The following is a 24224-nucleotide window of genomic DNA, read 5'->3' on the forward strand; positions in this document are numbered from 1 at the left end:
TCCCTGGAGATCAGTTTAAAGGACGGCCGCCTCGACCTTGAGCTTGGTGACCAGTTCGGCGACGCTGCCGACCTTCACCCCGGCGCTGCGCGCGGCGGGCTCCTCGGTCTTCAGCACCTTCAGCCGGGGCGCGATCGACACGCCGAAATCGGCGGCGGTTTTGTCCTCCAGCGGCTTTTTCTTGGCCTTCATGATGTTGGGCAGCGAGGCGTAGCGCGGCTCGTTCAGCCGCAGATCGACCGTCACCACCGTCGGCAGCGTCGCCTCGATCACCTGCAGGCCGCCATCGACCTCGCGGGTAACGGTGGCGCGGTCGCCATCCAACTTGATCTCGGAGGCGAAGGTCGCCTGCGACCAGCCGAGCAGCGCTGCCAGCATCTGGCCGGTCTGGTTGGAGTCGTCGTCGATCGCCTGCTTGCCCAGCAACACGAGCTGCGGCGCTTCGGTCTCGACCACCGCCTTCAGAAGCTTGGCGACGCTCAGCGGCTCGACCGCGTCTTCGGCCTTGATGAGGATCGCTCGATCCGCCCCCATGGCGAGCGCGGTGCGCAGCGTGTCCTGCGCCTGGGCCGGGCCGATCGACACCACGACCACCTCCTCGGCGGCGCCCGCTTCCTTCAGACGGACCGCCTCTTCGATGGCGATCTCGTCGAACGGGTTCATCGACATCTTGACATTGGCCAGGTCGACCCCGGACCCGTCGGGTTTGACGCGGATCTTGACGTTGTAATCGACGACCCGCTTGACCGGCACGAGAATTTTCATCCGTCACCTCTCCAATCTGGGCGATGCGCCGCCTATCGGTGGCATCATCGGAACAGCGCCCGGCACGGCCGGGTGCTCGCATGACAGGACCGGGGTGGCCGCGCCCCGCCATCGCGGAGCCGGCCGGTTGCAGAACCGGTCATTGATCGTGAAACTATGCCCTATCGCCCGGCCGGCTCACGGCGCCGGACATAAGGTTGGCTATCGAACGGGCCCCGGACCACGTGCATCCGTTTGCCGTCGATGGAAGTAAATTTGCGCCACCATCGACAGGAGCGAAAGAATATTTGCGTCAAATGGCCGCAAACTCTACGACATGAATGAAAGAGCATAAGATCGGATGCGCATCATGGGATCGTTTTCGCCACCGCCTTTCAACACGGGCTTTCATCACCGGACCGGGGGCCCGCGCCTGTCGGTCGGCTTCCTGCTCACCAAGCGTTTCACCCTGTGCGCCTTCGCCAATTTCGTCGACGTGCTGCGGCTGGCTGCGGACGAAGGCGACCGCAGCCGCCACATCCTGTGCGACTGGAAGATCCTGTCCGATACGAGTGCGTCGATCCCGTCCAGCTCGGGCGTCTCGGTTCAGCCCAATGAGCGTTTCGGCGATCCGACCCGGTTCGACTATATCGTGGTGATCGGCGGCCTGATCGACGAGATCGACGATTTCGGCAGCGAATATATCGATTATCTGCGCCAGGCCGCGCGCGCGGGCGTGCCGCTGGTCGGCGTGTGTACCGGCGCCTTCCTGCTCCACCGGGCGGGGCTGCTGCACGGCTATAAATGCTGCGTGAGCTGGTTCCACCATCGCGACTTTCTGGAGCAGTTCGACGGGCTGAACCCGGTGTCGGACCAGATCTTCGTGGTGGACCGCGATCGCCTGACCTGTTCGGGCGGGGCCAGCTCGGCGCATCTGGCGGCGCATCTGGTCGAAAAGCATGTCGGGCGGGCGCAGGCGAGCAAGAGCCTGCACATCATGATCATCGACGATCCGCTGACCGCCGACAAGCCGCAGCCGGGCCTGCCGCTCGACTTCAAGACGCAGGACCCGATCGTCCTGCGCGCGTTGCTGATCGCGCAGCAGAATATCGAGACGCCACTGTCGGTCGCCGACATTGCCGAGCGGATGAAGATCAGCAAGCGCCAGCTCGAACGCCGCTTCCAGAGCGCGCTCGGGCTGTCGCCGCAGGTCGCCTTCATGGACCTGCGCCTGACGCTGGCGCGGCACCTGCTGGAGACGACCGACCGGTCGATCACGACGATCGCCGTCACCTGCGGCTTTTGCGACTCCTCGCATATGAGCCGCATGTTCCGCCGCCGCTTCGGCCATTCGCCGTTCGAGACCCGCGCGGGCCTCTCCGGCGGCGACCGGGCCGAAGCGGCGGACGATCTAGAAATAATAGCCCATCAGGATCAGTAACGACGTCTTGACCCTGTTGTCGCCGCCCTGCGCCGCGCCGGAGACGAACTGGCCCGCCCCGACATAGGGGTCGTTGCGCCCGATCATCAGGTCGGACCAGATGCGGATGCGGTGCGTCGCCTTGTCGGTCCAGAAGGCGCCCAGGGTCAGCCGCTCGCTGTCGGGAAAGCTGCCCTGGCTTTTCAGGAAGCGCGCATAATTGCCGTATAGGCTGAGCTCGAAGGGCAGCTTGCCGGTGTCGATCGAGCGGCCCAGTTCGCCGAAGAGCATCGTGCCACGCGCGGCGATGTTATAGGATGCGTCATAATCGCCGACCGAGACCCGGTCATTGGGCCCGGGCCCGCGCGGATCGATAATCTGCCGCGCCGCCAGCAATTTGCCGTGCCAGCGCCCATCCTCCACCTTGGCGCTGAACGCGGCGGCATGGCGATAGCCGTCGCGCCCGGTCTCGAAATTGCGGACCGAGGAGATCCAGCCCGAGCCGGTCAGGGTCAGCTTGGCAGTGGCCGACAGCGGCACCTGATATTTGGTCCGCCCGACGATCATGTTGCGCTCGGCGGTCTGGGTGCCGCCGGGGACATAGCCGTCGGCACGGACCAGATTGACGGTGAAGCGCGCGCTGTCCCTGCTGATCCCGAAGGCATTGGGCGCCGCGCCGGGAAAGAAGCCGATATCGAACCCCGCCTTCTTGCCCTGATGCGAGGCGCTGATACCCAGATTATAGACCTCTTCCATGCCATAGACAAAGCCCAGGCTGTTGAAGAAGGCCGATCCCCACCAGCGATCGTCGAACGGCACCGGTTGCAGCCCCACCGTCACCTTGTCCTCGGCGCTCAGTTTCGCGCCGACATAGGCGTACATCGGGAAACTCACCTCACCCGGATAGACGTCATAGCCATTGGCGCGGCCATAGATGAAGCTGCCGCCATAGAAGCGATATTGCGCCGAACCGAAGATCACCGAGGAATCGTAATCGGCGGTCAGCAACAGCGTGTCGAACGACAGATGCTGCGACGTTCGCCGCTGGCCGTCCGCGCCCACATCGTTGAAGCGCAGATCGTAACGGCCCCGAATCGCCCCGCCCAGTTTCAGCTTCGCCTCGGACGCTGCTGCGGGTTGTGGCAAGGCGATCTTGGCCGGGGCGGGCTTGGGGGGTGCCACTCCGTCCGGCGGAACATTCGTCTGCCCCGCGTCAGTCGGTGGCGCCCCCGTCTGGGCGGCTTCGGGTTGGGGGGATGGCGGCGTCGCAGTCTGCGGCGGAGCCGTAGTGGCGAGGATGAGCGGGATCAGCACGAGCGCATCCACGCGCCCATGGTCGGGAATCGCGATACCATGCCCGTTTCCTTCAAAGGAGGAATGTCGATGGCGGGATGGGGCAGGGCGCCAACGCCCCTGCCCCATCCCCCGCCGGTTACGCCGGGACGCCCAGCCCGTGATGCTCGGGCGCGCGCGTCAGCAGGCTGGTCGTCGGCGAACCCGACAGCAGCAGATAGCGCTCGAACTGCGACAGGATATCGGCGATGACCTGCTCTTCGCTCAGCCCCATGATGTCATAGCCCCGGCCGCCACAGGCGAAGAAGGTCCGCGCCTCGTGCCGCACCTGCGGATCGAGCGTCTCCAGCGGGGTAAAGGCCGCCAGCGCCCGCTCCGCCGGTCGTACGCCATAGAGGAAGCCGCGATGCCCATCGCCCGCTGGCGAGACGAGGCAGGTTTCGCGACCCTCCTCGACCATATGGGTCGGGCGACCGCGCTGGGTCAGTTCGGCGGCGACGGCCGCCAGCGCCGGCTTGACGGTCGTCGCGATATAGCTGGTCACGTCGCGCGCCTCGGGCTTGTTGAGCGCCAGCGACAGACGCGTCTGCCAGGACGGCTCGACGCCCGGCGAGGTACGCCCTCCTCCCATGGCATATTGCGCCTGGTCCGCCCGCATCCCCTTGAACAACCCGACCAGCAGCGCCAGCATCACCAGCGCGAACGGCAGGGCGGCGATGATCGTCGCGGCCTTCAGCGCGGCGAGCCCGCCCGCGATCAGCAGGATGATGGTGACCAGCGCCTCCAGCACGCACCAGAACAGCCGCTGCATCTTGGTCGTCTCGGTCCGGCCGCCCGACCCGATGATGTCCATCACCAGCGAGCCCGAGCTTTGCGACGAGATGAAGAAGATGCCGATCATGAAGATGGCGAGCGCCGTCGTCGCGCCGCTGAACGGCAGATAGGCGAAGAATTTGAACAGCGCGATCGAGACATTGTCGGCCACCGCCGCCGAGATCGCTCCGGCCGCGACGCCCTGATCCAGGAACAGCGCGGTGTTGCCGAACACCGTCATCCAGAGGAAGGTGAAGGCCGATGGCAGCAGCAGGACGGCCAGGATGAACTCCCGCACCGTGCGCCCGCGCGAAATGCGCGCGATGAACATGCCGACGAACGGCGCCCAGGACATCCACCACGCCCAGTAGAACAGCGTCCAGTCGTTGATCCACGGCGTCGGCTTATAGGCATAGAGGTTGAAGGTGCGCGGCACGAAGCTGGACAGATAAAGCCCGATATTCTGCACCAGATCGCGCATGAGCTGGATGGTCGGCCCGGTCGCCAGCACGAAGAGCATCAGGCCGATGGCGAGCAGGATGTTGAGCTCGCTCATCCGCTTGATGCCCTTGGACAGGCCCGACAGCACCGCCAGCGTCGCCACGCCCGAGATGATGACGATCAACAGCACCTGGATCGGCACGCTCATCGGCAGGCCGATCAGATAGTTGAGCCCGCCATTGACCTGCTGCACGCCCAATCCCAACGAGGTCGCCAGCCCGAAAACGGTGCAGCAAATGGCGAAGATATCGACCGCATCGCCGATCCGTCCTTTGATCCGCTCCTTGAGCAGCGGATAGAGACCCGATCGGATGGTCAGCGGCAGATTGTAGCGATAGCCGAAATAGGCCAGCGACAGCCCCACCACCGAATAGATCGACCAGGCATGAATGCCCCAGTGGAAGAAGGTGATGCTCATCGCCTCCTGCTGTGCGGCGATGCTGCGCGGCGTGGCGTCGGGCGGCGTGGTGAAATGCATGATCGGCTCGGCCACCGCATAATACATCAGGCCGATGCCCTTGCCCGCCGCGAACAGCATCGCGACCCAGGACACGAAACGGAAATCGGGTTCGCAATCGTCCGGCCCCAGCTTCAGGTCGCCGAAGCGGCTGAAGCACAGGATCGTGACCGACAATAGGAAGACACCGACCGCAAGTAGGTAGAACCAGCCGACCTGGGCCAGAATGCCCTTTTCGACGACGGTCAGAAACGCATCCGCCTGTTGCGGCAAGAACGTGCCCACCCCCAGCAGGACCATGATAATGCCGACCGCGCCGAAAAAGACGGGTCGGTTGATGACGAAACCGGACATATCATCCTCCTTCATCCCATCCGATCATCACGGTCCCGCAGACACGGCCCCCCGGCCCCCCGCCCCGCACCGGGTGGAGGATGACATGATCGGAACTTCGATGCGACGGCCCGGGCACCATTACCCGGACCGTCCGCCCGCCATCACGCGGCGGCGAGCATATCGTGCGGATCGAGGACGAACTTGGTCGCCGCCCCCTGATCGAATGTCTCATAACCCTGCGGCGCGTCGTCGAGCTTGATGACGCGCGCATTGACGATGTCCGCGATCGGCAGGCGATCGTGGAGAATGGCCTGCATCAACTGGCGGTTATATTTCAGGACCGGCGTCTGGCCGGTGTGGAAGGATTGCGCCTTGGCCCAGCCGAGCCCGAAGCGTAGCGACAGGCTGCCTTGCTTGGCCGCGCTGTCGACCGCGCCGGGATCTTCGGTGACGTAGAGGCCCGGAATGCCGATCGAGCCCGCCGCGCGGGTGATCTCCATCATCTGGTTGAGCACGACGGCGGGCTGCTCGCCGCCGGTGTGCCCGCGCGCCTCGAACCCGACGGCATCGATCGCACTGTCCACCTCGTCGGTACCGATCACCTCCGCGACCAGATCGCCCAGACGATCGCTCTTCGACAGGTCGATCGGCTCGAACCCGACCTTGGCGGCATGGGCGAGGCGATCGGGGTTGAAGTCGCCGATCATCACGACCGCCGCGCCCAGGATGCGCGCCGAGGCGGCGGCGGCCAGCCCGACCGGGCCCGCACCCGCGACATAGACGGTCGAACCGACGCCCACCCCAGCCATCATCGCGCCGTGGAACCCGGTCGGCAGGATGTCGGAGAGCATGGTCAGGTCGCGGATCTTGGATAGCGCCCGGTCGCGATCGGGCAGCTTCAGCAGGTTGAAATCGGCATAGGGCACGGTGACATAGCGCGCCTGACCGCCGATCCATCCGCCCATATCGACATAGCCATAGGCACCGCCGGCGCGCTCCGGATTCACCGTCAGGCAAACACCGGTATCCTGCGACTTGCAGGTGCGACAGCGACCACAGGCGACGTTGAACGGGACCGAGACGATGTCGCCGATCTCCAGCATCTCGACGTCACAGCCCTTTTCGATCACTTCGCCGGTGATCTCATGGCCCAGCACCAGTCCGGGCGCAGCGGTGGTCCGGCCGCGCACCATATGCTGGTCCGACCCGCAGATATTGGTGGAGATGACCTTCAGGATCACCGCATGCTCGATGCGGCGACCGTCCGGGGCCTGCAATTTCGCATCATCGATGTCGCGCACTTCGACCTTGCCCGGTGCGACATAAACGACGCCTCGATTCCTGCTCATGGCTCTCGATCCTCTCGTTCGGATTTCGCTCGCGGTCAGCGCGGTTCGATGTCCGGCCGATCTCACGAGGAGGAGAGGACCATAGCGGGCAACCATCGCACCATCAGAAGTGCGACATGCAGGGTCACAAATGCGTCACCAATAAAAAGATATCACGGGCTCGTGACATTTTGAATAAAAATTGTGCAGCGCATAAAAAAGGGGCAGCATCCTGGCCCAATCCCAGGATACTGCCCGTCAGGTGTACTGAGGGATTAGTCTCAATGGCCCTAGTCAGGGCAGGGTGACGACCCGTACGTCATGGCCGAGCTTTTCCAGCCATACCTTCAACGGGACGAAAGGCAGCGCGACGGTCGCGGTATTGCGGAGCGGATGGACGGCGATCGGCGCATCCGAACGGAAACTTTCGTCGAAGACCAGCCGGACATCGCCCGGCGTCACATTGGCGATCGCCAGCGGCGTGACCGCACCCGGCGTCACTTGCAGCAGGCGCTCCATATCCTCGGCACTGCCGAAGGAGAATTTGCCCGCCTCTAGCCGCTCGGCCATGCCCTTCAGGTCGGCGCGGCGATCATACGGCAGAACGACCAGCCAGAAACGCTTCTGCTTGTCCTTCAGGAACAGGTTCTTGGTATGCGCGCCGGGCAGCGCGGCATGGATGTCCGCGCTCTCCTCGACGGTGAAGACCGCGGGATGCTCCAGCTTTTCGAACGCGATGCCTTCGCGCTGGAAGGCGGCATAGATTTCGTCTTCGGTCATCATCACCCTGGCAAGATTCGGGGTCAACATTCGGGGAAACTGACGGCCAGACCGCCCTGCGAGGTTTCCTTATACTTCGCATGCATGTCCGTGCCGGTACGCATCATCGTCTCGATGACCTGGTCGAGCGAGACGATATGGGTGCCGTCGCCGCGCAACGACAGCGAGGCGGCGTTGATCGCCTTGACCGCGCCGAACGCGTTGCGCTCGATACAGGGGACCTGCACCAGCCCCGCGATCGGATCGCAGGTCATGCCGAGATGATGCTCCATCGCGATCTCGGCGGCATTCTCTACCTGACGGTCGGTCGCGCCCATCGCGGCGGCAAGCCCGGCGGCGGCCATGGCGCTGGCGGTACCGACCTCGCCCTGGCACCCCACCTCCGCGCCAGAGATGGAGGCGTTGAGCTTGGTCAGCACGCCGATGGCGCTGGCGGTCAGCAGGAAGCCATGCATTCCCGCCCGATCCGCGCCTGGCCAGAAGTCGCGATAGTAACGGAGTACCGAGGGCACCACGCCCGCCGCGCCATTGGTCGGCGCGGTGACGACCCGACCGCCCGCCGCATTCTCCTCGTTCACGGCGATGGCGAACAGGCTGACATGGTCCATGATGCTGTGCGGCGCCTGCCGGTTGCGGAAGCGGTCGCCCTCCAGTTTCTGGCGCAAGGCCCGCGCCCGGCGCGGCACCTTCAAGCGCCCGGGCAAGATGCCTTCGGCCTGCATCCCATGGTCGATGCAGGTCATCATCACCTCGATCACCCGGTCGAGATAGGCGTCCAGCTCGGCTTCCGAGGTGCGGGCCAGCTCATTGGCGCGCATCACCTCGGCAATGCTCAGCCCGTGACAGGCACAGATCGCCAGCAGTTCGGCACCCGTGCGGAACGGGAAAGGCGGCGCCACTTCCTCATCGTCCAGCGCCGGATCGCCGACCATATCCTCCGGCGCGATGAAGCCGCCGCCGATCGAACACCAGCGCTCGGCCAGCACCTCCGCCCCGTCGCCATCGAAAGCGGTCAGGCGCAACGTATTGGGATGAACCGGCGTCTCGCCCACCCGGTCGAACACGATATCGGCGTCGGCATCGAAACCGATCGTGCGTCCGCCGACGACCAGACGACGCTCGCTACGCGCCTGTTCGACGATCTGTTCGATCTGCTCCGGCGCGATCGTGTCGGGCAGGAATCCGGCCAGTCCCAGCATCACCGCCCGGTCGGTCGCATGGCCCGTCCCCGTCCAGGCCAGCGAGCCCAGCAGGTCGCATTGCACCCGCACGAAATGCCGCCCGCGCAACGCCTCGGCGAAGCTGTGCGCCGCCTTCATCGGCCCTACGGTATGCGAGGATGACGGCCCGATGCCGACGCGGAACAGGTCGCGGACGCCCAGCATCGTCTCAGACCTCGTGCTCCGCGACGCGCAGCAGTTCCTCGACATAACGCGCGAAGGACCGCCACACCTCGATATGAAAGGCATCGGGGGCCAGCCGCCACAGCACGATCTCCGCCTTGTCGTACATGGTGCGGGTGCACATCCCCTCCGGGAAGCCCGCCAACGACAGGTCGAGCGCGCAGCCGCTGGCGAGGATCGTCTCGGCCTCGGGCCCGCGTACCGCCAGTGCGACCTGACGATGGCTGACATCGACCAGCGCACACAAGGCGTCGCCCAGCCGGGCCTGAAGCTCCGGCACCCAATCGTCGCTGGCATCGTCGGTCAGCAGCAACCATTCGTCCGGCCCCAGCCACAAGGCGGCCAGCTTGCCCTCGATCGCCGAGCGGCAGGCGGTCTGCGGCAGAGTGATGCCTAGCCGCTTGCCGACGATATCGACCATCGCCGCCGGACAGCGAAGTACGGCGCGACTGAAATGCCCCAGCGGCTGGACCGCCCGGCTGCTGCCGGAAAAGGGCGAGGCGGGGAGGTGTTCAGACATTGACGCGGGTCCCTTCCGGGTCGAGGAAAACGGGCTGGACGATCTCAACGGGGATCGCGCCGCCCGGCATCGGGATGTGGAGCGTCTCACCCATCCGCGCGCGACCGCCGCGCACCAGTGCCAGCGCGATCGGCGCATCCAGCACCGCGCTGTAATAGCTGGAGGTGACGTGCCCGATCGGCGTGCCGGGAGCCGACGGCGCCACGACCTGCGCGCCTTCCTCCAGCACCGAGCGGCCATCCTTGCTGCGCAGGCCGACCAATTGCTTGCGGTCGGGCGCGGCCATGGCGGGCCGGGCCAGCGAGCGCTTGCCGACGAAATCGGGCTTGGCCTTGCCGATCGCCCAGCTCAGGCCGACATCATCCGGGGTCACCGTGCCGTCGGTTTCCTGGCCGACGATGATATAGCCCTTTTCGGCGCGCAGGACGTGCATCGTCTCGGTGCCATACGCGACCATGTCGCAGGTCTTGCCCCGCTCCCAGATCGCCTCCCACACCATGCGGCCGTAGCCGCTCGGCACATTGACCTCGAAGCCCAGCTCGCCGGTGAAGCTGACCCGCATCAGCCGCATCGGCACGCCGCAGATGCGCGCGTCGGCGATGCTCATATGCGGGAAGGCCTCGGCCGAGACGTCCAGCCCCTCGATCAGCGGCGCGATCACCTCGCGGGCGCGCGGGCCCTGCACGGCGATGACCGACCATTGCTCGGTGGTGGAGGTCAGCCAGACGTTCAGGTTGGGCCATTCGGTCTGGAGATAATCCTCCATCATGTTCAACACCCGCGCCGCGCCACCCGTGGTGGTGGTGACGTGGAAACGGTCCGCCGCCAGCCGTCCGACCACGCCGTCATCCAGCACGAAGCCATCCTCGCGCAGCAGCACGCCGTATCGGCACTTGCCGACGCCCAGCTTGGTCCAGGCATTGACGAAGAAGCGGTTCATGAACTCCGCGGCGTCCGGCCCGACCACCTCGATCTTGCCCAGCGTCGAGGCATCAAAGATGCCGACGCCGCCCCGCACGGCCACGCATTCGCGGTTGACCGCCGCGTGCATATCCTCGCCGGGACGCGGGAAATAATGCGCGCGCCGCCAGTTGCCGACATCCTCGAATGCGGCCCCATGCTCCTTGGCCCAGTCGTTGATCGCGGTGATCCGCGCCGGATCGAACAGATCGCCGCGCGCATGGCCCGCCAGCGTGCCGAAGGTCACCGGGGTATAGGGCGAGCGGAAGGTGGTCAGCCCGATCTCCGGAATGCTCCGCCCCGTCGCCTCGGACACGATGCCCAGCGCGTTGATGTTGGACAGCTTGCCCTGATCGGTCGCCATGCCGGTGGTCGTGTAGCGTTTGACATGCTCGATCGACAGGAAGCCCTCACGCGTGGCGAGCCTGATGTCCTTGGCGGTCACGTCATTCTGCCAGTCGACGAACGCCTTGGCCTTGGACAGATCGGCCGAGGTCGGCGCGGCGCCCATATAGCCGCCATGACCTTGGGCATGGCGGACGGTGATGACCGGAGATGGCTGGGTCGCCTGTGCCTCACCGCCATTGGCGCGGATCGCCGCGCGACCGGCCTCACGCCCGTCCTCTAGCGCCGCGTCGAGCGCGAAGCGGCCCCGGCACGCACCCGCCGATTGCAGCGCCTCGGGCGAGCTGTCGGGCAGATAGGCCTGGAGGTTCTCGTCCCAGCTCAGCTTGCCGCGCGATTGCGAGAAGAGATGGACGCTGGGCGTGAAGCCCCCCGCCATCAGCACCGCGTCGCAGCCATGCTTCACCGCCCGGCCATTGGCGGTGATGGTGATCGAGGCGACCCGCAAATTGCCGGTGGTCCCGTCGATCCGGGCATCGTTCACGACGTTGAGCCCGGCCTGCGCGGCGCGGTCCGACACCACCGATGCCGGACGGATATCGGCGACGACCACCACATTCACGCCGGCCGCGTTCAGTTCGTGCGCGACGCGATAGGCATTGTCGTGCGCGGCGACGATCGCCACGCGCTCGCCCACCGAGACGCCATATTGCTGAAGATAGGTGCGCGCCGCCTCGGCCAGCATGATGCCCGGCCGATCATTGTCCGGGAAGACCAGCGGCCGCTCGATCGCACCCGTCGCCAATACGACCTGCCGCGCCCGCACCTGCCAGAGCCGCTCGCGCGCAGCCCCCTTGGCCGGGTTGGCGAGGTGATCGGTCAGCTTCTCGGTCAGGCCGATCCAATTGTGCGGATAATAGCCGAACGCGATGGTGCGCGGCAGCAGCGTGACATTGTCCTTCGCCGCCAGCACCTCCAGCTCGCGCTTGACCCACTGATCGGCGGGCAGGCCGTCGATCACCGTATCGACGGCGGCCAGCAGCGACCCGCCCATCCGCGCGCGATCATCACACAGCATCACCCGCGCGCCCGCATCCGCCGCCTCCCGCGCCGCCGCGATCCCTGCCGGGCCCGCGCCGACGACCAGCACGTCGCAATGCGCGTAACGCTGGCTGTAATGGTCGGGGTCGGGCTCGGTCGGTGCGACGCCCAGCCCCGCCGCTTCGCGGATGCGCGGCTCGTACAGCGAGTCCCACGCCTTTTTCGGCCACATGAAGGTCTTGTAGTAGAAGCCCGCCGGGATGAAGCGGCTCAGCAGCTTGTCGTTGACCGCCATGCGGTCCTTTTCGAGGCTGGGGTGCCGGTTCTGGCTGACCGCGTCGAGCCCGTCATAGAGCTCGATCTGCGTTGCCAGCAGGTTCGGGGCATAGCGCGCCCGGTCGCGGCGGATACCGACCAGCGCATTGGGCTCGTCCGCGCCTGCGCCCAATATGCCGCGCGGCCGGTGATATTTGAACGAGCGCCCGACCAGATGAACGCCATTGGCGAGCAGCGCGGAGGCGAGCGTATCACCCTCCATGCCCGTATAGCTCTTGCCATCGAAGGTGAAGCGGATCGGCTGGCCGGTGGTGACCGTGCCCTGCGCGATACGGTGGGTGGTCGTCTTCATGCGCCCTCGCCCTTCGGCGCGGTTTCGCCGACTTTATAGGTGGTCACGAACATGTCGGTCCGCGTGTCGCGCACCGCGTTGAAGAAGCGCGCGCAGCCATGGATGTGGCGCCAGCGCTCGGCATGCAGCCCCTTGGGATTGGAGCGGGTGTAGAGATAGGTGTTCCACTCCTCGTCGGAGAGGTCGGCGGGCTGCACCGGGCGGTCGATATGCGCCTCCCCGGCATAGGCGAACTCCAGCTCGGGGCGCTCGCCGCAATAGGGGCATCGGATGATGAGCATGGCGTCCCCCCTTTAGTGCGCGACGGCCGCGGCGGCGGCCTCGTCGATCATGAAGCCGTCCCGGAAGCGCTCGATCGTATAGGGCGCGTTGATCGGGTGCGGCTCGTCCTTGGCGATGGTGTGGGCCAGCAGATGCGCCGCGCCGGGCGTCGCCTTGAACCCGCCGGTGCCCCAGCCGCAATTGACGTACAGCCCCTTGACCGGCGTCTTGGCGATGATCGGCGAGCGGTCGGGCGTCACATCAACGATCCCTCCCCAGCTGCGCAGCATCCGCATCCGGCGGAACTGCGGGAACAGCTCGCAGATCGCCTCCAGCGTATGGGTCGCGATATGCAGGCCGCCCCGCTGGGTATAGCTGGTATAGGCGTCGGTGCCCGCACCGATCACCAGCTCGCCCTTGTCCGACTGGCTCATATAGGCGTGGATGGTGTTCGACATGACGACGCAGGGGAAGATCGGCTTCACCGGCTCCGACACCAGCGCCTGGAGCGGATAGCTTTCCAGCGGCAGGCGGACTCCGGCCATGCCCAGCACGACGCTGGTATGCCCCGCCGCCGATACGCCGACCCGCTTCGAGGCGATGAAGCCGCGATTGGTCTCCACCCCCGACACCGCGCCCGAGGCATCGCGGCGGATGCCGGTGACTTCGCAATTCTCGATGATGTCGACGCCCAGCGCATCGGCCGCACGGGCATAGCCCCAGGCGACCGCGTCATGCCGCGCGGTACCGCCGCGCCGCTGCAATGCCGCGCCCAGCACCGGATAGCGCATGTTGCGCTCGATATTGAGCGGCGGGCAGAATTCCTTGGCCTGTTCGGGCGTCAGCCATTCATTGTCGACGCCGTTGATCCGGTTGGCGTGGACGTGGCGCTTGAACACCTGCACGTCATGGATGTTATGCGCCAGCATCATCACGCCGCGCTGCGAGAACATGACGTTGTAGTTGAGCTCCTGGCTCAACCCCTCCCACATCTTCAGCGCATGATCGTAGAGCGCGGCGCTTTCGTCGAACAGATAGTTGGAGCGGATGATCGTGGTGTTGCGGCCGGTATTGCCGCCGCCGATCCACCCCTTCTCCACCACCGCGATGTTGCGCATCCCGAAGGACTTGGCGAGATAATAGGCCGCACCCAGCCCGTGCCCGCCACCACCGACGATGATCGCGTCATAGCTGGGCTTGGGGGTGGCGTTGCGCCACTGGGGCTTCCACCCCTTATGACCGCCAAGCCCCTGGCGGAAAAGCGAGAATGCCGAGAAACGCTGCATGATCCCCCCTGTCAACCGCGCGCGGTGTCGTAGATCGGATAGCGGTTGCACAGGGCGACCACCTCGCCACGCACCTCGCGGACCAGCGCATCGGGCACCTCGCCCTCCGACGCGGCATCGAGGATGCGGTTGATCAACCGACCGACCTCCTCGAACGCAGCCTTGTCGAAACCGCGGCTGGTCAGGGCGCCGCTCCCCAGGCGAATGCCGGATGTCACGGCGGGTTTCTCCGGGTCGAACGGAATGCCGTTCTTGTTGCAGGTGATGCCAGCCTCATCGAGCACATGCTCGGCGCGCTTGCCGGTCAGCTTCTTCGGCCGCAGATCGACCAGCACGATATGCGTGTCGGTGCCGCCCGAGACGATCGAATAGCCATTGGCCGCCAGCACCGCCGCCAGCGTCTGCGCATTCTCGACGACGCGGCGGGCATAGTCCTTGAACGAGGGGCGTAGCGCCTCGCCGAACGCCACCGCCTTGGCGGCGATGACATGCTCGAGCGGCCCGCCCTGGATGCCGGGGAAGATCGCGGAGTTGAACTTCTTGGCCAGCGCCTCGTCATTGGTCAGGATCAGGCCGCCGCGCGGTCCGCGCAGCGTCTTGTGCGTCGTGCTGGTCACGACATGGGCATGGTCGAGCGGATTGGGATGCGCCCCGCCCGCGACCAGCCCGGCGAAATGCGCCATGTCGACCATCAGCAGCGCATCGACCGAGTCCGCGATCTCTCGGAACCGGGCAAAGTCGATCCGGCGCGGATAGGCCGATCCGCCCGCGATGATCAGCTTGGGATGATATTCGTGCGCCAGTTCGGCGACCGCGTCATAATCGATCCGCTGGTCCTCTTCGCGCACGCCATAGGGAATGGCGTTCAGCCACTTGCCCGAAAAGGTCGGCGCGGCGCCGTGGGTCAGGTGCCCGCCATGCGCCAGACTGAGGCCCATCAGCGTATCGCCCGGCTTCAACAGCGCGAACTGCACCGCCATGTTCGCCTGTGCGCCCGAATGCGGCTGGACATTGGCGAACTTGGCACCGAACAGTTCGCGGGCGCGGTCGATGGCGAGCTGCTCGGTGACATCGACATGCTCGCACCCGCCATAATAGCGGCGACCGGGATAGCCCTCGGCATATTTGTTGGTCAGGACCGAGCCTTGCGCCTGAAGCACGGCGGTCGAGACGATATTCTCCGAGGCGATGAGTTCGAGCTTATCGCGCTGCCGGCCCAGTTCCGCCTCGATCGCCGCATCGACCTGCGGATCGCTATCGGCAAGCTGTCCGCCGAAAAAGGCCGCCTCGGCCGTGTCCACGATGCTGGGGTTGGTCGCCATCGAAAGTCCTCTCACACCTTTCGATGCAGGATGATGACTCCCTCCCCTCCCCGCCGGGACGAGCGCGGCGTAGACCTCGCAGATTTGCGACATGGATGTCGCACATCGCCCCCGAGCGGGGCGCTACGCTAAAACGCCATCGCCACGCCCAGACGCGCACTCACCGGCCGGAGGGGGGTGGTCTGGTCGCGCGCGCTCAGGATCAAGGGGTTGCCGGAGGCGAAACGGTTGCCCGTCGTGTCGAGCGCATTGTCGACCGACAGGGTCACGGTCGTCCGGCCATGCGTCCACCAAGCCGAGGCGTTGGCCACGCCGTAACGCCCCTGGGTAATGTCGAACAGATCGCCCGCGCCCAGTACCGATCGGCCGACATAGGAGGCTATGGCCGCCACTCCCAGCCGGTCCTGCGCGCCCGCAGCCCATTCGTAGCGTAGGCTGCCGCTGGCGGCGATCGGCGGCGTATCGGGCAGACGGCGATTGTTGCGCAGCGACGTATCGGCCAGTGCCCCGCGCACCCGATTGCCGGTGTAGAGGAAGGACAGGGTTGCGTTGAACCCGGGGATCGGTACCCAGTCCGCCGTCCCCTCCACCGCGCCGATCCGGGCGTCGCCGATATTGGCCGTATAGGGCAGCCCCCGGCGCGTCACGAGGTCCGCCTGGATGTCACGCCACCGCGCCTGGGACAGGGTGGCGGTAAGGGCCAGGCCGGTGGGGCCTTGGCGCAGGCGGCGGATGCCGAGTTCGGCCAGGGCGATCGCGTCGGGGCGGAAGTCGGCGACGCGGCCGATCATACGCGCCACCGCCAGCCCGCCGGTGCGGAACCCGGTCTGCATCCGCCCGAACAGCGCGAGTTCGGGTGCCATCTTCCAGGAAAAGGCGACGGTCGGATCGACGCGCCGGGTCAACTGGCCGGCAATGAAATTCTGCGAACGCGGCCGGAAGGACGGGTCGCCATCGGTTCGCGCCTGCGTCGCGCGCAGGCCCAGCGTCACGGTCAGGTCGGGCCGTATCGCCAGGCTCGCCTCCCCGAACAGCGAGGCGCTGCGTGTGCGATTGGTGACGCCGATAATCTCGATCGGCGCGGCGACGAAGCCGAAGGTGCGGTTCTGGCTGTCGCGATTGTCGAGCAGGGTCAGGCCGACGACCCAGGAACCACCGCCCTCCCCATGCCGCGACAGCCGCATTTCATGGCTGAACAGGCGCTTGTCCCGTTGGGTGTGATAGATGATCGCGGCCCCAGCCCCCGCCTGCCGCCGCGAGGCATCGAACAGGTCGTTCGCGGACGCCGTCGCCAGCCCGGTCACCGACACGAATTCCAGCCCGCTGTCGAAATGCCGCGTGATACCGACGCTGCCGAGCGCGATGTTATTGTCATAGGGCTGGGCCAACCCCGATCGGCGGGCAAGGTCACCCACGCGGCGCTCGGCATATTGCGCATCAGCGGCCCGGATCGACTGGTACAGGCCGCCCAGATCGACCGTCCAATCGCCCCCCGGCACAATCCGCAACGCCAGCCGGCCGCCCTGCGTATCGACCGCATTGACGTTCGTCGCTCCCCGATAGACATCGTCGACATAGCCGCCATCGCGCACCCGGTAGAGCGTACCGCGAATCCCTGCGACCCCGGGGGCCAGCGGCAGGTTCAACGTCGCCGCCAGGTCCGCGCCGGGCCGGCCACCGCGTGTCAGCGTCGTGCCAGCGGAAAGGCTCCCGCCGAGATGGTTCAGCTCAACGGGATTGGGCGTCAGATGGATGACGCCCCCGATCGCACCAGCGCCGTAAAGGGTTCCCTGCGGCCCCTCCAGCACTTCCACTCGCGCCATGTCGTAGAGGCGGATGGCAGGGTCCGCCCCCGAAAAGCCGAGTTGGACATCGCCGAAATAGACGCTGGCGGTCGACTGGGTCGCGCCGACGAAGCTGCTGTCGGCGATGCCGCGGATGAACACCTTGTCGCGTCCGGGGCCGAAGCCGGTGGTCTGCAGGATGGGCGAAACGCGCGCCAGCGTCCCCAGATCCTGTGGGGCCGCGCCGGGCGGCATGGCGGGGCCGACCGCCGACAGGCTGCCCGGATAGCGCAGCAGCGACACACGCTGTTTGCTGGCCGTGACGATGATGTCGCCGCTGGATATGGCGGGGCGCGGTGTGGTCGGCCGTGGAGCAGGTTTTGCGCTTTGGGGCGGCGGGACGCGGCGAACCAGCGCGATGTCACGCACCACCCGGAAGCTGTGCGCATCGACGGGAACCGCGCGATAGCCCGATCCCCGCAGCAATTGGCGCAGCGCCGCCGCCGGTGACAGGGGCCCCGCCACCGCCGGCGTGCGGATTCGCGACAGGCCGGGATCGAGGCTGGCGATATCGACGCCCGCCTGCCGGCCCAGCAGCGTCAACGCATGGTCGAGCGTCGTGGCGGGCAGAGAAATGCGAGCAGCACGCTGGGCGCCGGCGGGTGTAGCGAGGCCGAAGACAAACGCAGCGAGGATCAGCGAATAGCGGTCAGCGCGACGAGCCGACCGGCGCCCCGATGATCCAGTCCTCTCCATCGTGTCGCCAGTCCGCCCCGATAAGCGCCGCCAGATGTGGCACGTCGCGCTCCGCCTTCCCCGTGAGCACGACCATGCCGGTAAACGGGCGTTGCGCCAACGCGTCCATCAGAATCAGGCGCGTCCCATACAGGCGTCGCCAGGCCGACGCCAGATCGCCGAGCGTGGCATCGGCCAGCGCGATCCGGCCCTCTCGCCAGCTGCCGACATCCGCCGCAGCGACGGTGCCACGTACCGCCCGGCCGGTGCTTTCATCGGTGGTCAGCGTCTGGCCGGGGGTCAGGGTGATGCGGTCACGGTCGGGCTGAACCATGACCGATCCCGAGGCGACCTGCACCGCCAGCCGGGAGCCGTCGCGCGCGACGTCGAACACGGTCCCCAGATCGCGCACTGCCACCCCGCCCGCCGTCAGGGTGAAGGGGTGTGCGGCATCGTGCCGGACGGTGAACAGCGCCTGCCCGCGATCGAGCGCGGCGATGCGGTTGTCATGATGGTCGAGCGTCAACCGGGTGCCGCCGCTCATCTCGATCCGGGTGCCGTCACCGAGCGTCAGGACGCGCCGCTGCCCGGCGGCCGTCTCGACGCTGTACGGATCGGATCGTTGCGACATCAGCACGGGGGTCAGAAGCGCGGCAACCACAGCCGCCGCGATCGATCCGCCGATCACCCGGCGCCAGCGGCGGGGATGCACCGCATCGTCATTGGCGGCCTGGAACGTCGGGGGAGCCGCCGGCATGTCGCGGTCGACCATCGCCACCGTATCGAACGCGGCGGCATGGGCGGGGTCCGCCTCCAGCCAGGCGACGAACTCCAGCCATTCGTCGGGCGTCATCTCCGGCTGGCGCAGATGCCAGTCGATCGCCCTGTCGATGATCGTCGCGTCCGTGGTCACCCGCCTGTCCCTTCATCATCATGACGACGCCGATCGTGTAAATCCGCACCATCGTCTTCGACGGCCTCGACGAGTTTGCGAAAACCCCGACGCAGCAGCTTTTCGACGCCGCTGACGCTGATCCCCAGCGTCTCGGCAATGGCCCGCTGCGGCTGTTGCTCGAAACGGGACAGGCGCAGCGCGGTCTGCATCCGCTCGGGCATCTCGGCCATCGCGCCTTCAATCCGTGCCAGCCGATCACGCGCGATCAGCGCCCGCTCGGTATCGGGCAGTTCTTCCGCACGCGGCTGGGCCGCGTGCCACGCGCTGTCGCGGGCGGTGCGCCGCTGCATCGCGATCCGCCGGTCGGTCGCGAGGTTGGCGGCGACCCGGAACAGGAAGGCGACGGGCTGGTCGATCGGACGGTCGACCATGGTGTCGATGCGCAGCCACATGTCCTGCAGCACATCCTCCGCCTCGGCATGGCTCCCCAGCCGGGCGACCAGCAGACGGAGCAGCGCCGGTCGCTGTTCGAGGATTAACGCCTTAAGACCGCCGCTCATTATGGGCGCTGATGGCGCATTCAGACGGGAAAGGTCAAACCCCGATCCGCGGCAATCTGCGCGAGCGGCAGGCGGCGCAATGCCTCCGCCTCGACGGGCCGGGCCGCCGCGATCGCATCCCCCGCGCGCGCGCCTGTGCCCGGATGGCACATGACGAGGTGCGCCTGCCCGGGATGGCGCAGAAAGGCGGGGAACAGTGCGGCATAATCGCCGCGAAAATCATAATGGCCGGCAAAGCCGTGATTGCACGCCAGTCCCCGCCGCGCCGCCGCCGCGCGAAAGCCGCGCGAATGCCAGGCGCTGGCCAAGGCCTTGCCCCGGAACGGGCGGGCGAGAAGCGCGGGCAGTGCCTCCTCATTGGTGCGCAGCCACGCTTCCGGCGCACGGCGCGCGGCGATGTCGAGCACCACCTCGCGGATCTGCGGGAGGGCATGGCTATGCTGATGCCCGTCGATGAAATCCGGCGCACGGCCCATCGCCTGCTCGAACCGATCGAACTGCGCCTCCACCTCGGCGGCGATCTCGGCGAGCGGCAGACCGGGCTTCGTCGCCTGCCGCTCCAGCGTCTGGATGGTCGGCAAGGTGCCCGATGGCGCCAGCCCCGGCATCGCGGTGACGGACTGTTCCTCGGTCAGCACCAGATGCAGGCCGATCGCCACCTGCGGCGACAGGCCGGTCAGCAGGGCGCTGTCCGCCGCCCAATTGGGCATCACCGTCATGCAGCTCGTGGCGTTCAGCCGCCCCTCACCCGCCAGCTCAGCGATGGTCGCACTGACCGAAGGCGAAAAGGCGAAGTCATCGGCACACAGGATCAGTCGCGGCATGATCGAAACTTCAGGCCAGCGCGGGCTGAGCGGCACTCAGCGCCGGGATCGGCTCGGCCGGCTGAAACACCTGTTCACGGATGCTGCTGCTCACCAGCCGACGCCGGGCCAGACGCGGGCCGAGGAAGCGATAGAAGAACCAGTCGCCCGCGCGGGGCGCACAGGCGCTGTAGGCCAGCCGCTCGAACAGCGTCCAGCGGATCGACACCCGGTCGCGCTTGCGGGGCGAAGGCGCACACCACAGGTCCATCGCATAGCGCATCGTGCCGAATTTCATCAGCCGGTGGATAATCTCATGATCCTCCAGCACATAGCCCCAGATGGCCGGATCGAAGCCGCCAGCGGCGATCAGCGCGTCGGTCCGGAAACTCTCGCCCGCGCCGCCCGTGTGACATTGACGCGGCAGCGCGCGCGCCTGCGTCAGGATCAGCCGCCCCGGCCCCTCGCGCGCGGCCGGGTCGGAATCGGCCGGTGCCCAGTAAGCGCCGGCAACGACACAGCCATCCTGTCGCAGCAGGGTTTCCGCCGCTTCCAGATAGTTGGACGGATAATAGGTGTCGGCATCGCAAGTCGCGACATAGGGGGTATGGACCCAGGCGAGCCCAGTCTGCAACGCCTGCACCTTGCCCGGCCGCCGCTCGGTCAGCAGCAGATGGTCGAGCCCCAGTCGTTCGCACGTCGCCCGCGCGGTCGCGGCGCTGGCATCGGTCGAGCCATTGTCGATCAGGATCAGCCGCGCCGAACGGGTCTGCGCGGCCAGGCTTTCGATCGTCGCCGCCAGATAATCCTGTTCGTTGAAAAAGGGGATCAGGATGGTCCAGTCATGCGCCGGATGCACGGTGGCAAGTGCGGCCATGGCAAGGGCGTCGGAGCATTTGGTGACGTCGAGCAGCATCGTTTGCGATCCATCGGCTTCTCGGTCGATCACCTGGGGCGTGGAACGGATGGGCATCGCCCTTCCCTTCCCCGTTCAGTCGAATGCCCCCCGGCAACCTTCCTCCATGGTCATGACGACGCCGGTTTCGCCGAACCGCACCGAATAGATGAAAAATTGTTGAATCGATTTCCGGGCGCACCGGCCGTACAGAGCGGGGCACCGTTCGCGTCCGCGCGGTCGCCTCTTTTCACCCCGTCCGAGACATGATGCGAACCCACTCCGTCGCCCGGTCACCGCTGCCGCTGGCCCTGTTCCTTCTGCTGGTCGCGGTGCTGCTGCGCGCCCATGACTTCGGCAATCCAGTCATCCATGTTGACGAGCAATATTATCTCCTCGTCGGCGACCGGATGCTCCATGGCGCCTGGCCCTATATCGACCTGTGGGACCGCAAGCCCGTGGGGCTGTTCGCGCTGTTCGCGGCGATGCGTCTGCTGCCCGGCGACGGCATCCTCGCCTATCAGTTGACCGCGACGCTGTTCGCCGCGGCGACCGCCTTCCTGATCGCGCGCGGCGCGGCGCGGCTGGGCGCCGGAGCGGGCGCGGCACTGGCGGGCGGCATCGCCTATCTCCTGTGGTTGCCGCTGTTCAGTGGTGGAGGCGGCCAGTCGCCGGTCTTCTACAATCTGTTCGTCGCGGCGGCCGCGCTGCTGACGCTGCACCTGCCCCAATGGGCGGCGCGGGGTGATCGGCGCGCGATCCTGTTGAGCGGCGCGGCCGCCTGCTTCCTGTCGGGACTGGCGATCCAGACCAAATATACGCCGGTGGTCGAGGGGGCATGGTTCGGCCTCGCGCATTGCTGGTATGCCCGGCGTGCAGGGCTGGGCTGGGGCTTGCTGGCACTGGCCGCCCTGGGCTGGATCATGCTGGCCCTGCTGCCGACACTGGCGGTGATGGCGGTCTATTGGGAGCGGGGCCCGGCGGCGTTCGAAGCCTTCTGGTTTGCCAATTTCGCATCGATCATGCTGCGCAAGGGCTATCCGGTGGCCCGGACCGTGGGCCGACTGGCCGGCACATGGTCGCAGCTCTCGCCTTTCGTGTTGTGCGCGATCCTGGCGCTACGCACGCGGCCATGGCGGGCGGAACTGGGCCTGGCCTTTGGCTGGCTGGGCGCCGCGCTGATCGCCTATGCGATGATCGGCGTCTTCTTCGACCATTATGCGCTGCCCGTGCTCGTGCCACTGACGATGATCGCGGCGACCATGCTAGGCCGGCGGCGCTGGGCGATCCCGTTGCTGCTGGGCATCGGCCTGATCCTGTTCGTCGTCCGCGTGCCCCTCGTGTCGCGCGATGCCGCCGGCGCGCGCATGGTGGGCAAGGTCGTCGGCGCGAACAGCGGTCGCGAATGCCCCTATGTCTTTGCCGGCGATTCCATCACCTATCTGCTCGCCGGCACCTGCATCCCGACGCCGCGCGCCTTTCCCTCGACCCTCGCCTATGATCCCGAACGCGGGGCGAGCGGTGTGGACGACGCAGCCGAGGTCCGCCGTATCCTCGACACGCGCCCGCCGGTCATCGTGACGCTGGACAAACCCTTTGCAGACTGGAACCAGGCGACGGTGGCGCTGGTCCGCGATGCGATCGTGCGTGACTATCGGCTGGTGCTCCGCGTGCCCCGCGAGGAAGGGCACAGCCTGGTCTATCTCCGCCGTGACCGATCGTTGATGCAATAACGGGCTTACACCGGCCGCAGGCGCTTCACATCCGATGACGGGGCTTTCCGCCACAAGGCGAGCATCCCCAGCGCCACGAAGCAGCCGACGATCGGCAAGGTCGTCGCACTCAGGGGTAGCAGGGCCGTGTCTACACCCGGCACCGAGATAGGCCCGGCGGCGACGATCCCGGCGAACAGCATGTTGCCGAGCGCGGCGGCGGATTTGAGGACCGCCAGGAACAGGCCGACCGGGGTCGCCTCCGCGCTGGCGCCGGCCGCCATCGACCGATGCACCGTCTCGGTCAGAAGCGCCCAGATGGCCAGGTTCATGCCCCCCATCGCCGCGCCGAACAGCGCCAGCATGGGCAGATCGAAATAGCCGGTGGGCGCGATCGTCAGCCCGGCCATGGCCAGTATCGCCACGCCATGGGCAGCCATCGCGATGCTTCGCGACGAACAGCGACGCGACACCGCCATCCAGCCGGGAAGCACCAGCGACTGGGCGAGGCTGATCGTCAGCAGCGCCGGACCGGCCCAGCCCGGGTCGTCCCGTACGGCGGCGCCATAAAAGGGCAAGGCCCGCTGGAACAGCGGCGCCATCGCGGCCTGGACGGCGATCAGGCACAGGAGTTGCCGGAACGGCCGATTACGCCCATAGCTGCGCAACGGCTGTCGCGATCGGGAATGGCCCGCGCCCGCCGATGGCGGCGTCAGGCCATGCGTCGCCCACAAGGCGATAAACAGCGTGCCTACATAGAGGCCTGCCCCGATCAGCGCAGCGGCGGCGAGCGACTGGCGCTGCGCCATGGGCTCAGCCAGCGACAGGCTGAACCCCGAGGCCAGCGCCAGCAAAGCGACGCCCGAGGCGCTGAATAACAGCCGGAATCCCGATACCCGCGCGGCATCGCCGGGTGCACGGGAAACACGGATCAACAAGGTGTTATGACCGACATCGCACAATGAATAGCCGATCCGGCAGGCGATGATCGCGACCGCCACCGCCCATGAGCTGGGCAGAACGAAGATCAACCAGAAGCCAATACCGCATAACGGCGCCCCCGCCAGCACCAGCTTCGCCAGGCCATTCGCCGCCCCCCGATAATCCGTCCAACGGGCAATGGCGAGATCGAACGCCGCGTCCCATAGCAGCGAGACGGCAAGCAGCATCCCCGCCATCAGCGGGCCGAACCCCGCGATCGACACCATATAGAACAGCATGATGCTCTCGAAGCTGGTCCACACCACGCTTTTGCCGAGATTGGCGACGCTATAGCCGAGCTGGATCGCCAGGGAATGCGATTGCAGGGGCGGTGTGTCGGAGCCGGGGATCGCCATGATCCCCCGCCCTTAGCCGCCTGGACTTTCATTTATTTGACACTACGCAAATATATCGATCCGCC

At 66.7% G+C, this 24224-nt stretch carries 19 protein-coding genes; 2 read left to right on the forward strand and 17 right to left on the reverse strand.

The genetic code is table 11. From position 1 onward, the window contains the following. Positions 1-15 precede the first annotated feature (15 nt). Entirely contained in the window at positions 16-765 is a 750-nt protein-coding gene (locus tag SP6_RS10705) for an electron transfer flavoprotein subunit beta/FixA family protein (protein ID WP_007404998.1), read from the reverse strand. A 349-nt stretch (positions 766-1114) separates the two neighbouring features. On the opposite strand from SP6_RS10705, the gene SP6_RS10710 reads away from it, so the two are divergent. Further along, positions 1115-2185 carry a GlxA family transcriptional regulator gene (locus SP6_RS10710; RefSeq protein WP_007404973.1) on the forward strand — a complete coding sequence of 357 codons (1071 nt, stop codon included), beginning with the start codon at positions 1115-1117 and terminating at the stop codon, positions 2183-2185. Here SP6_RS10710 and SP6_RS10715 read toward each other — a convergent pair. From SP6_RS10715 to SP6_RS10785, 15 genes are all read right to left on the reverse strand, one after another. Continuing rightward, entirely contained in the window at positions 2156-3478 is a 1323-nt protein-coding gene (locus SP6_RS10715; RefSeq protein WP_126053161.1) for a hypothetical protein, read from the reverse strand. The two genes, SP6_RS10710 and SP6_RS10715, sit on opposite strands and share 30 nt — an antisense overlap. A gap of 118 nt (positions 3479-3596) precedes the next feature. Further along, positions 3597-5582, reverse strand: a complete 1986-nt coding sequence (locus SP6_RS10720) for a BCCT family transporter (RefSeq protein ID WP_037568563.1) — start codon at positions 5580-5582, stop codon at positions 3597-3599. A 143-nt stretch (positions 5583-5725) separates the two neighbouring features. Then, complete coding sequence (gene fdhA, locus SP6_RS10725; protein WP_007404951.1) at positions 5726-6913, reverse strand: formaldehyde dehydrogenase, glutathione-independent; 1188 nt, start codon at positions 6911-6913, stop codon at positions 5726-5728. 273 nt (positions 6914-7186) lie between these two features. Then, positions 7187-7672 (reverse strand): prolyl-tRNA synthetase associated domain-containing protein, encoded by a 486-nt coding sequence (locus SP6_RS10730; RefSeq protein ID WP_037568561.1) that lies wholly within the window; start codon positions 7670-7672, stop codon positions 7187-7189. Positions 7673-7695: 23 nt separating this feature from the next. Then, a complete protein-coding gene (locus SP6_RS10735; RefSeq protein ID WP_007404975.1) occupies positions 7696-9057 on the reverse strand; it encodes an L-serine ammonia-lyase in 1362 nt (453 codons plus the stop codon). 4 nt (positions 9058-9061) lie between these two features. Continuing rightward, the gene (locus tag SP6_RS10740; RefSeq protein WP_007405010.1) at positions 9062-9595 is read right to left on the reverse strand and encodes a sarcosine oxidase subunit gamma; all 534 of its coding nucleotides are present in this window, start codon (positions 9593-9595) and stop codon (positions 9062-9064) included. Continuing rightward, the gene (locus tag SP6_RS10745; RefSeq protein WP_007404991.1) at positions 9588-12569 is read right to left on the reverse strand and encodes a sarcosine oxidase subunit alpha family protein; all 2982 of its coding nucleotides are present in this window, start codon (positions 12567-12569) and stop codon (positions 9588-9590) included. The genes SP6_RS10740 and SP6_RS10745 overlap by 8 nt, the downstream gene beginning before the upstream one ends. Further along, positions 12566-12850, reverse strand: a complete 285-nt coding sequence (locus tag SP6_RS10750) for a sarcosine oxidase subunit delta (protein ID WP_007405003.1) — start codon at positions 12848-12850, stop codon at positions 12566-12568. The genes SP6_RS10745 and SP6_RS10750 overlap by 4 nt, the downstream gene beginning before the upstream one ends. A gap of 12 nt (positions 12851-12862) precedes the next feature. Further along, positions 12863-14116 (reverse strand): sarcosine oxidase subunit beta family protein, encoded by a 1254-nt coding sequence (locus tag SP6_RS10755; protein WP_007404947.1) that lies wholly within the window; start codon positions 14114-14116, stop codon positions 12863-12865. 11 nt (positions 14117-14127) lie between these two features. Then, positions 14128-15438, reverse strand: coding sequence for a serine hydroxymethyltransferase (gene glyA, locus SP6_RS10760; protein ID WP_007404950.1), 1311 nt, complete (start codon positions 15436-15438; stop codon positions 14128-14130). Between the two features lie 128 nt (positions 15439-15566). After that, on the reverse strand, positions 15567-17978 hold the full coding sequence (locus SP6_RS10765) for a TonB-dependent receptor (RefSeq protein ID WP_082052480.1): 2412 nt from the start codon (positions 17976-17978) through the stop codon (positions 15567-15569). Further along, entirely contained in the window at positions 17932-18870 is a 939-nt protein-coding gene (locus SP6_RS10770; protein WP_007405008.1) for a FecR family protein, read from the reverse strand. The genes SP6_RS10765 and SP6_RS10770 overlap by 47 nt, the downstream gene beginning before the upstream one ends. Further along, positions 18867-19412: an RNA polymerase sigma factor gene (locus SP6_RS10775; protein WP_007405002.1), complete on the reverse strand. Its 546-nt coding sequence runs from the start codon at positions 19410-19412 to the stop codon at positions 18867-18869. Before SP6_RS10775 ends, SP6_RS10770 begins: the two co-directional genes overlap by 4 nt. 20 nt (positions 19413-19432) lie before the next feature. Then, entirely contained in the window at positions 19433-20236 is an 804-nt protein-coding gene (locus tag SP6_RS10780; protein WP_007404895.1) for a ChbG/HpnK family deacetylase, read from the reverse strand. 10 nt (positions 20237-20246) lie between these two features. After that, a complete protein-coding gene (locus SP6_RS10785) occupies positions 20247-21188 on the reverse strand; it encodes a glycosyltransferase family 2 protein (RefSeq protein WP_227876609.1) in 942 nt (313 codons plus the stop codon). Between the two features lie 191 nt (positions 21189-21379). On the opposite strand from SP6_RS10785, the gene SP6_RS10790 reads away from it, so the two are divergent. Beyond that, the gene (locus SP6_RS10790) at positions 21380-22843 is read left to right on the forward strand and encodes a hypothetical protein (protein ID WP_037568554.1); all 1464 of its coding nucleotides are present in this window, start codon (positions 21380-21382) and stop codon (positions 22841-22843) included. 5 nt (positions 22844-22848) lie between these two features. On the opposite strand, the gene SP6_RS10795 is transcribed toward SP6_RS10790, so the two are convergent. Then, positions 22849-24159, reverse strand: coding sequence for an MFS transporter (locus SP6_RS10795; protein ID WP_007404985.1), 1311 nt, complete (start codon positions 24157-24159; stop codon positions 22849-22851). Between the last annotated feature and the right edge of the window lie 65 nt (positions 24160-24224).

Source organism: Sphingomonas paucimobilis NBRC 13935 (assembly GCF_000739895.2).
Classification (GTDB): domain Bacteria; phylum Pseudomonadota; class Alphaproteobacteria; order Sphingomonadales; family Sphingomonadaceae; genus Sphingomonas; species Sphingomonas paucimobilis.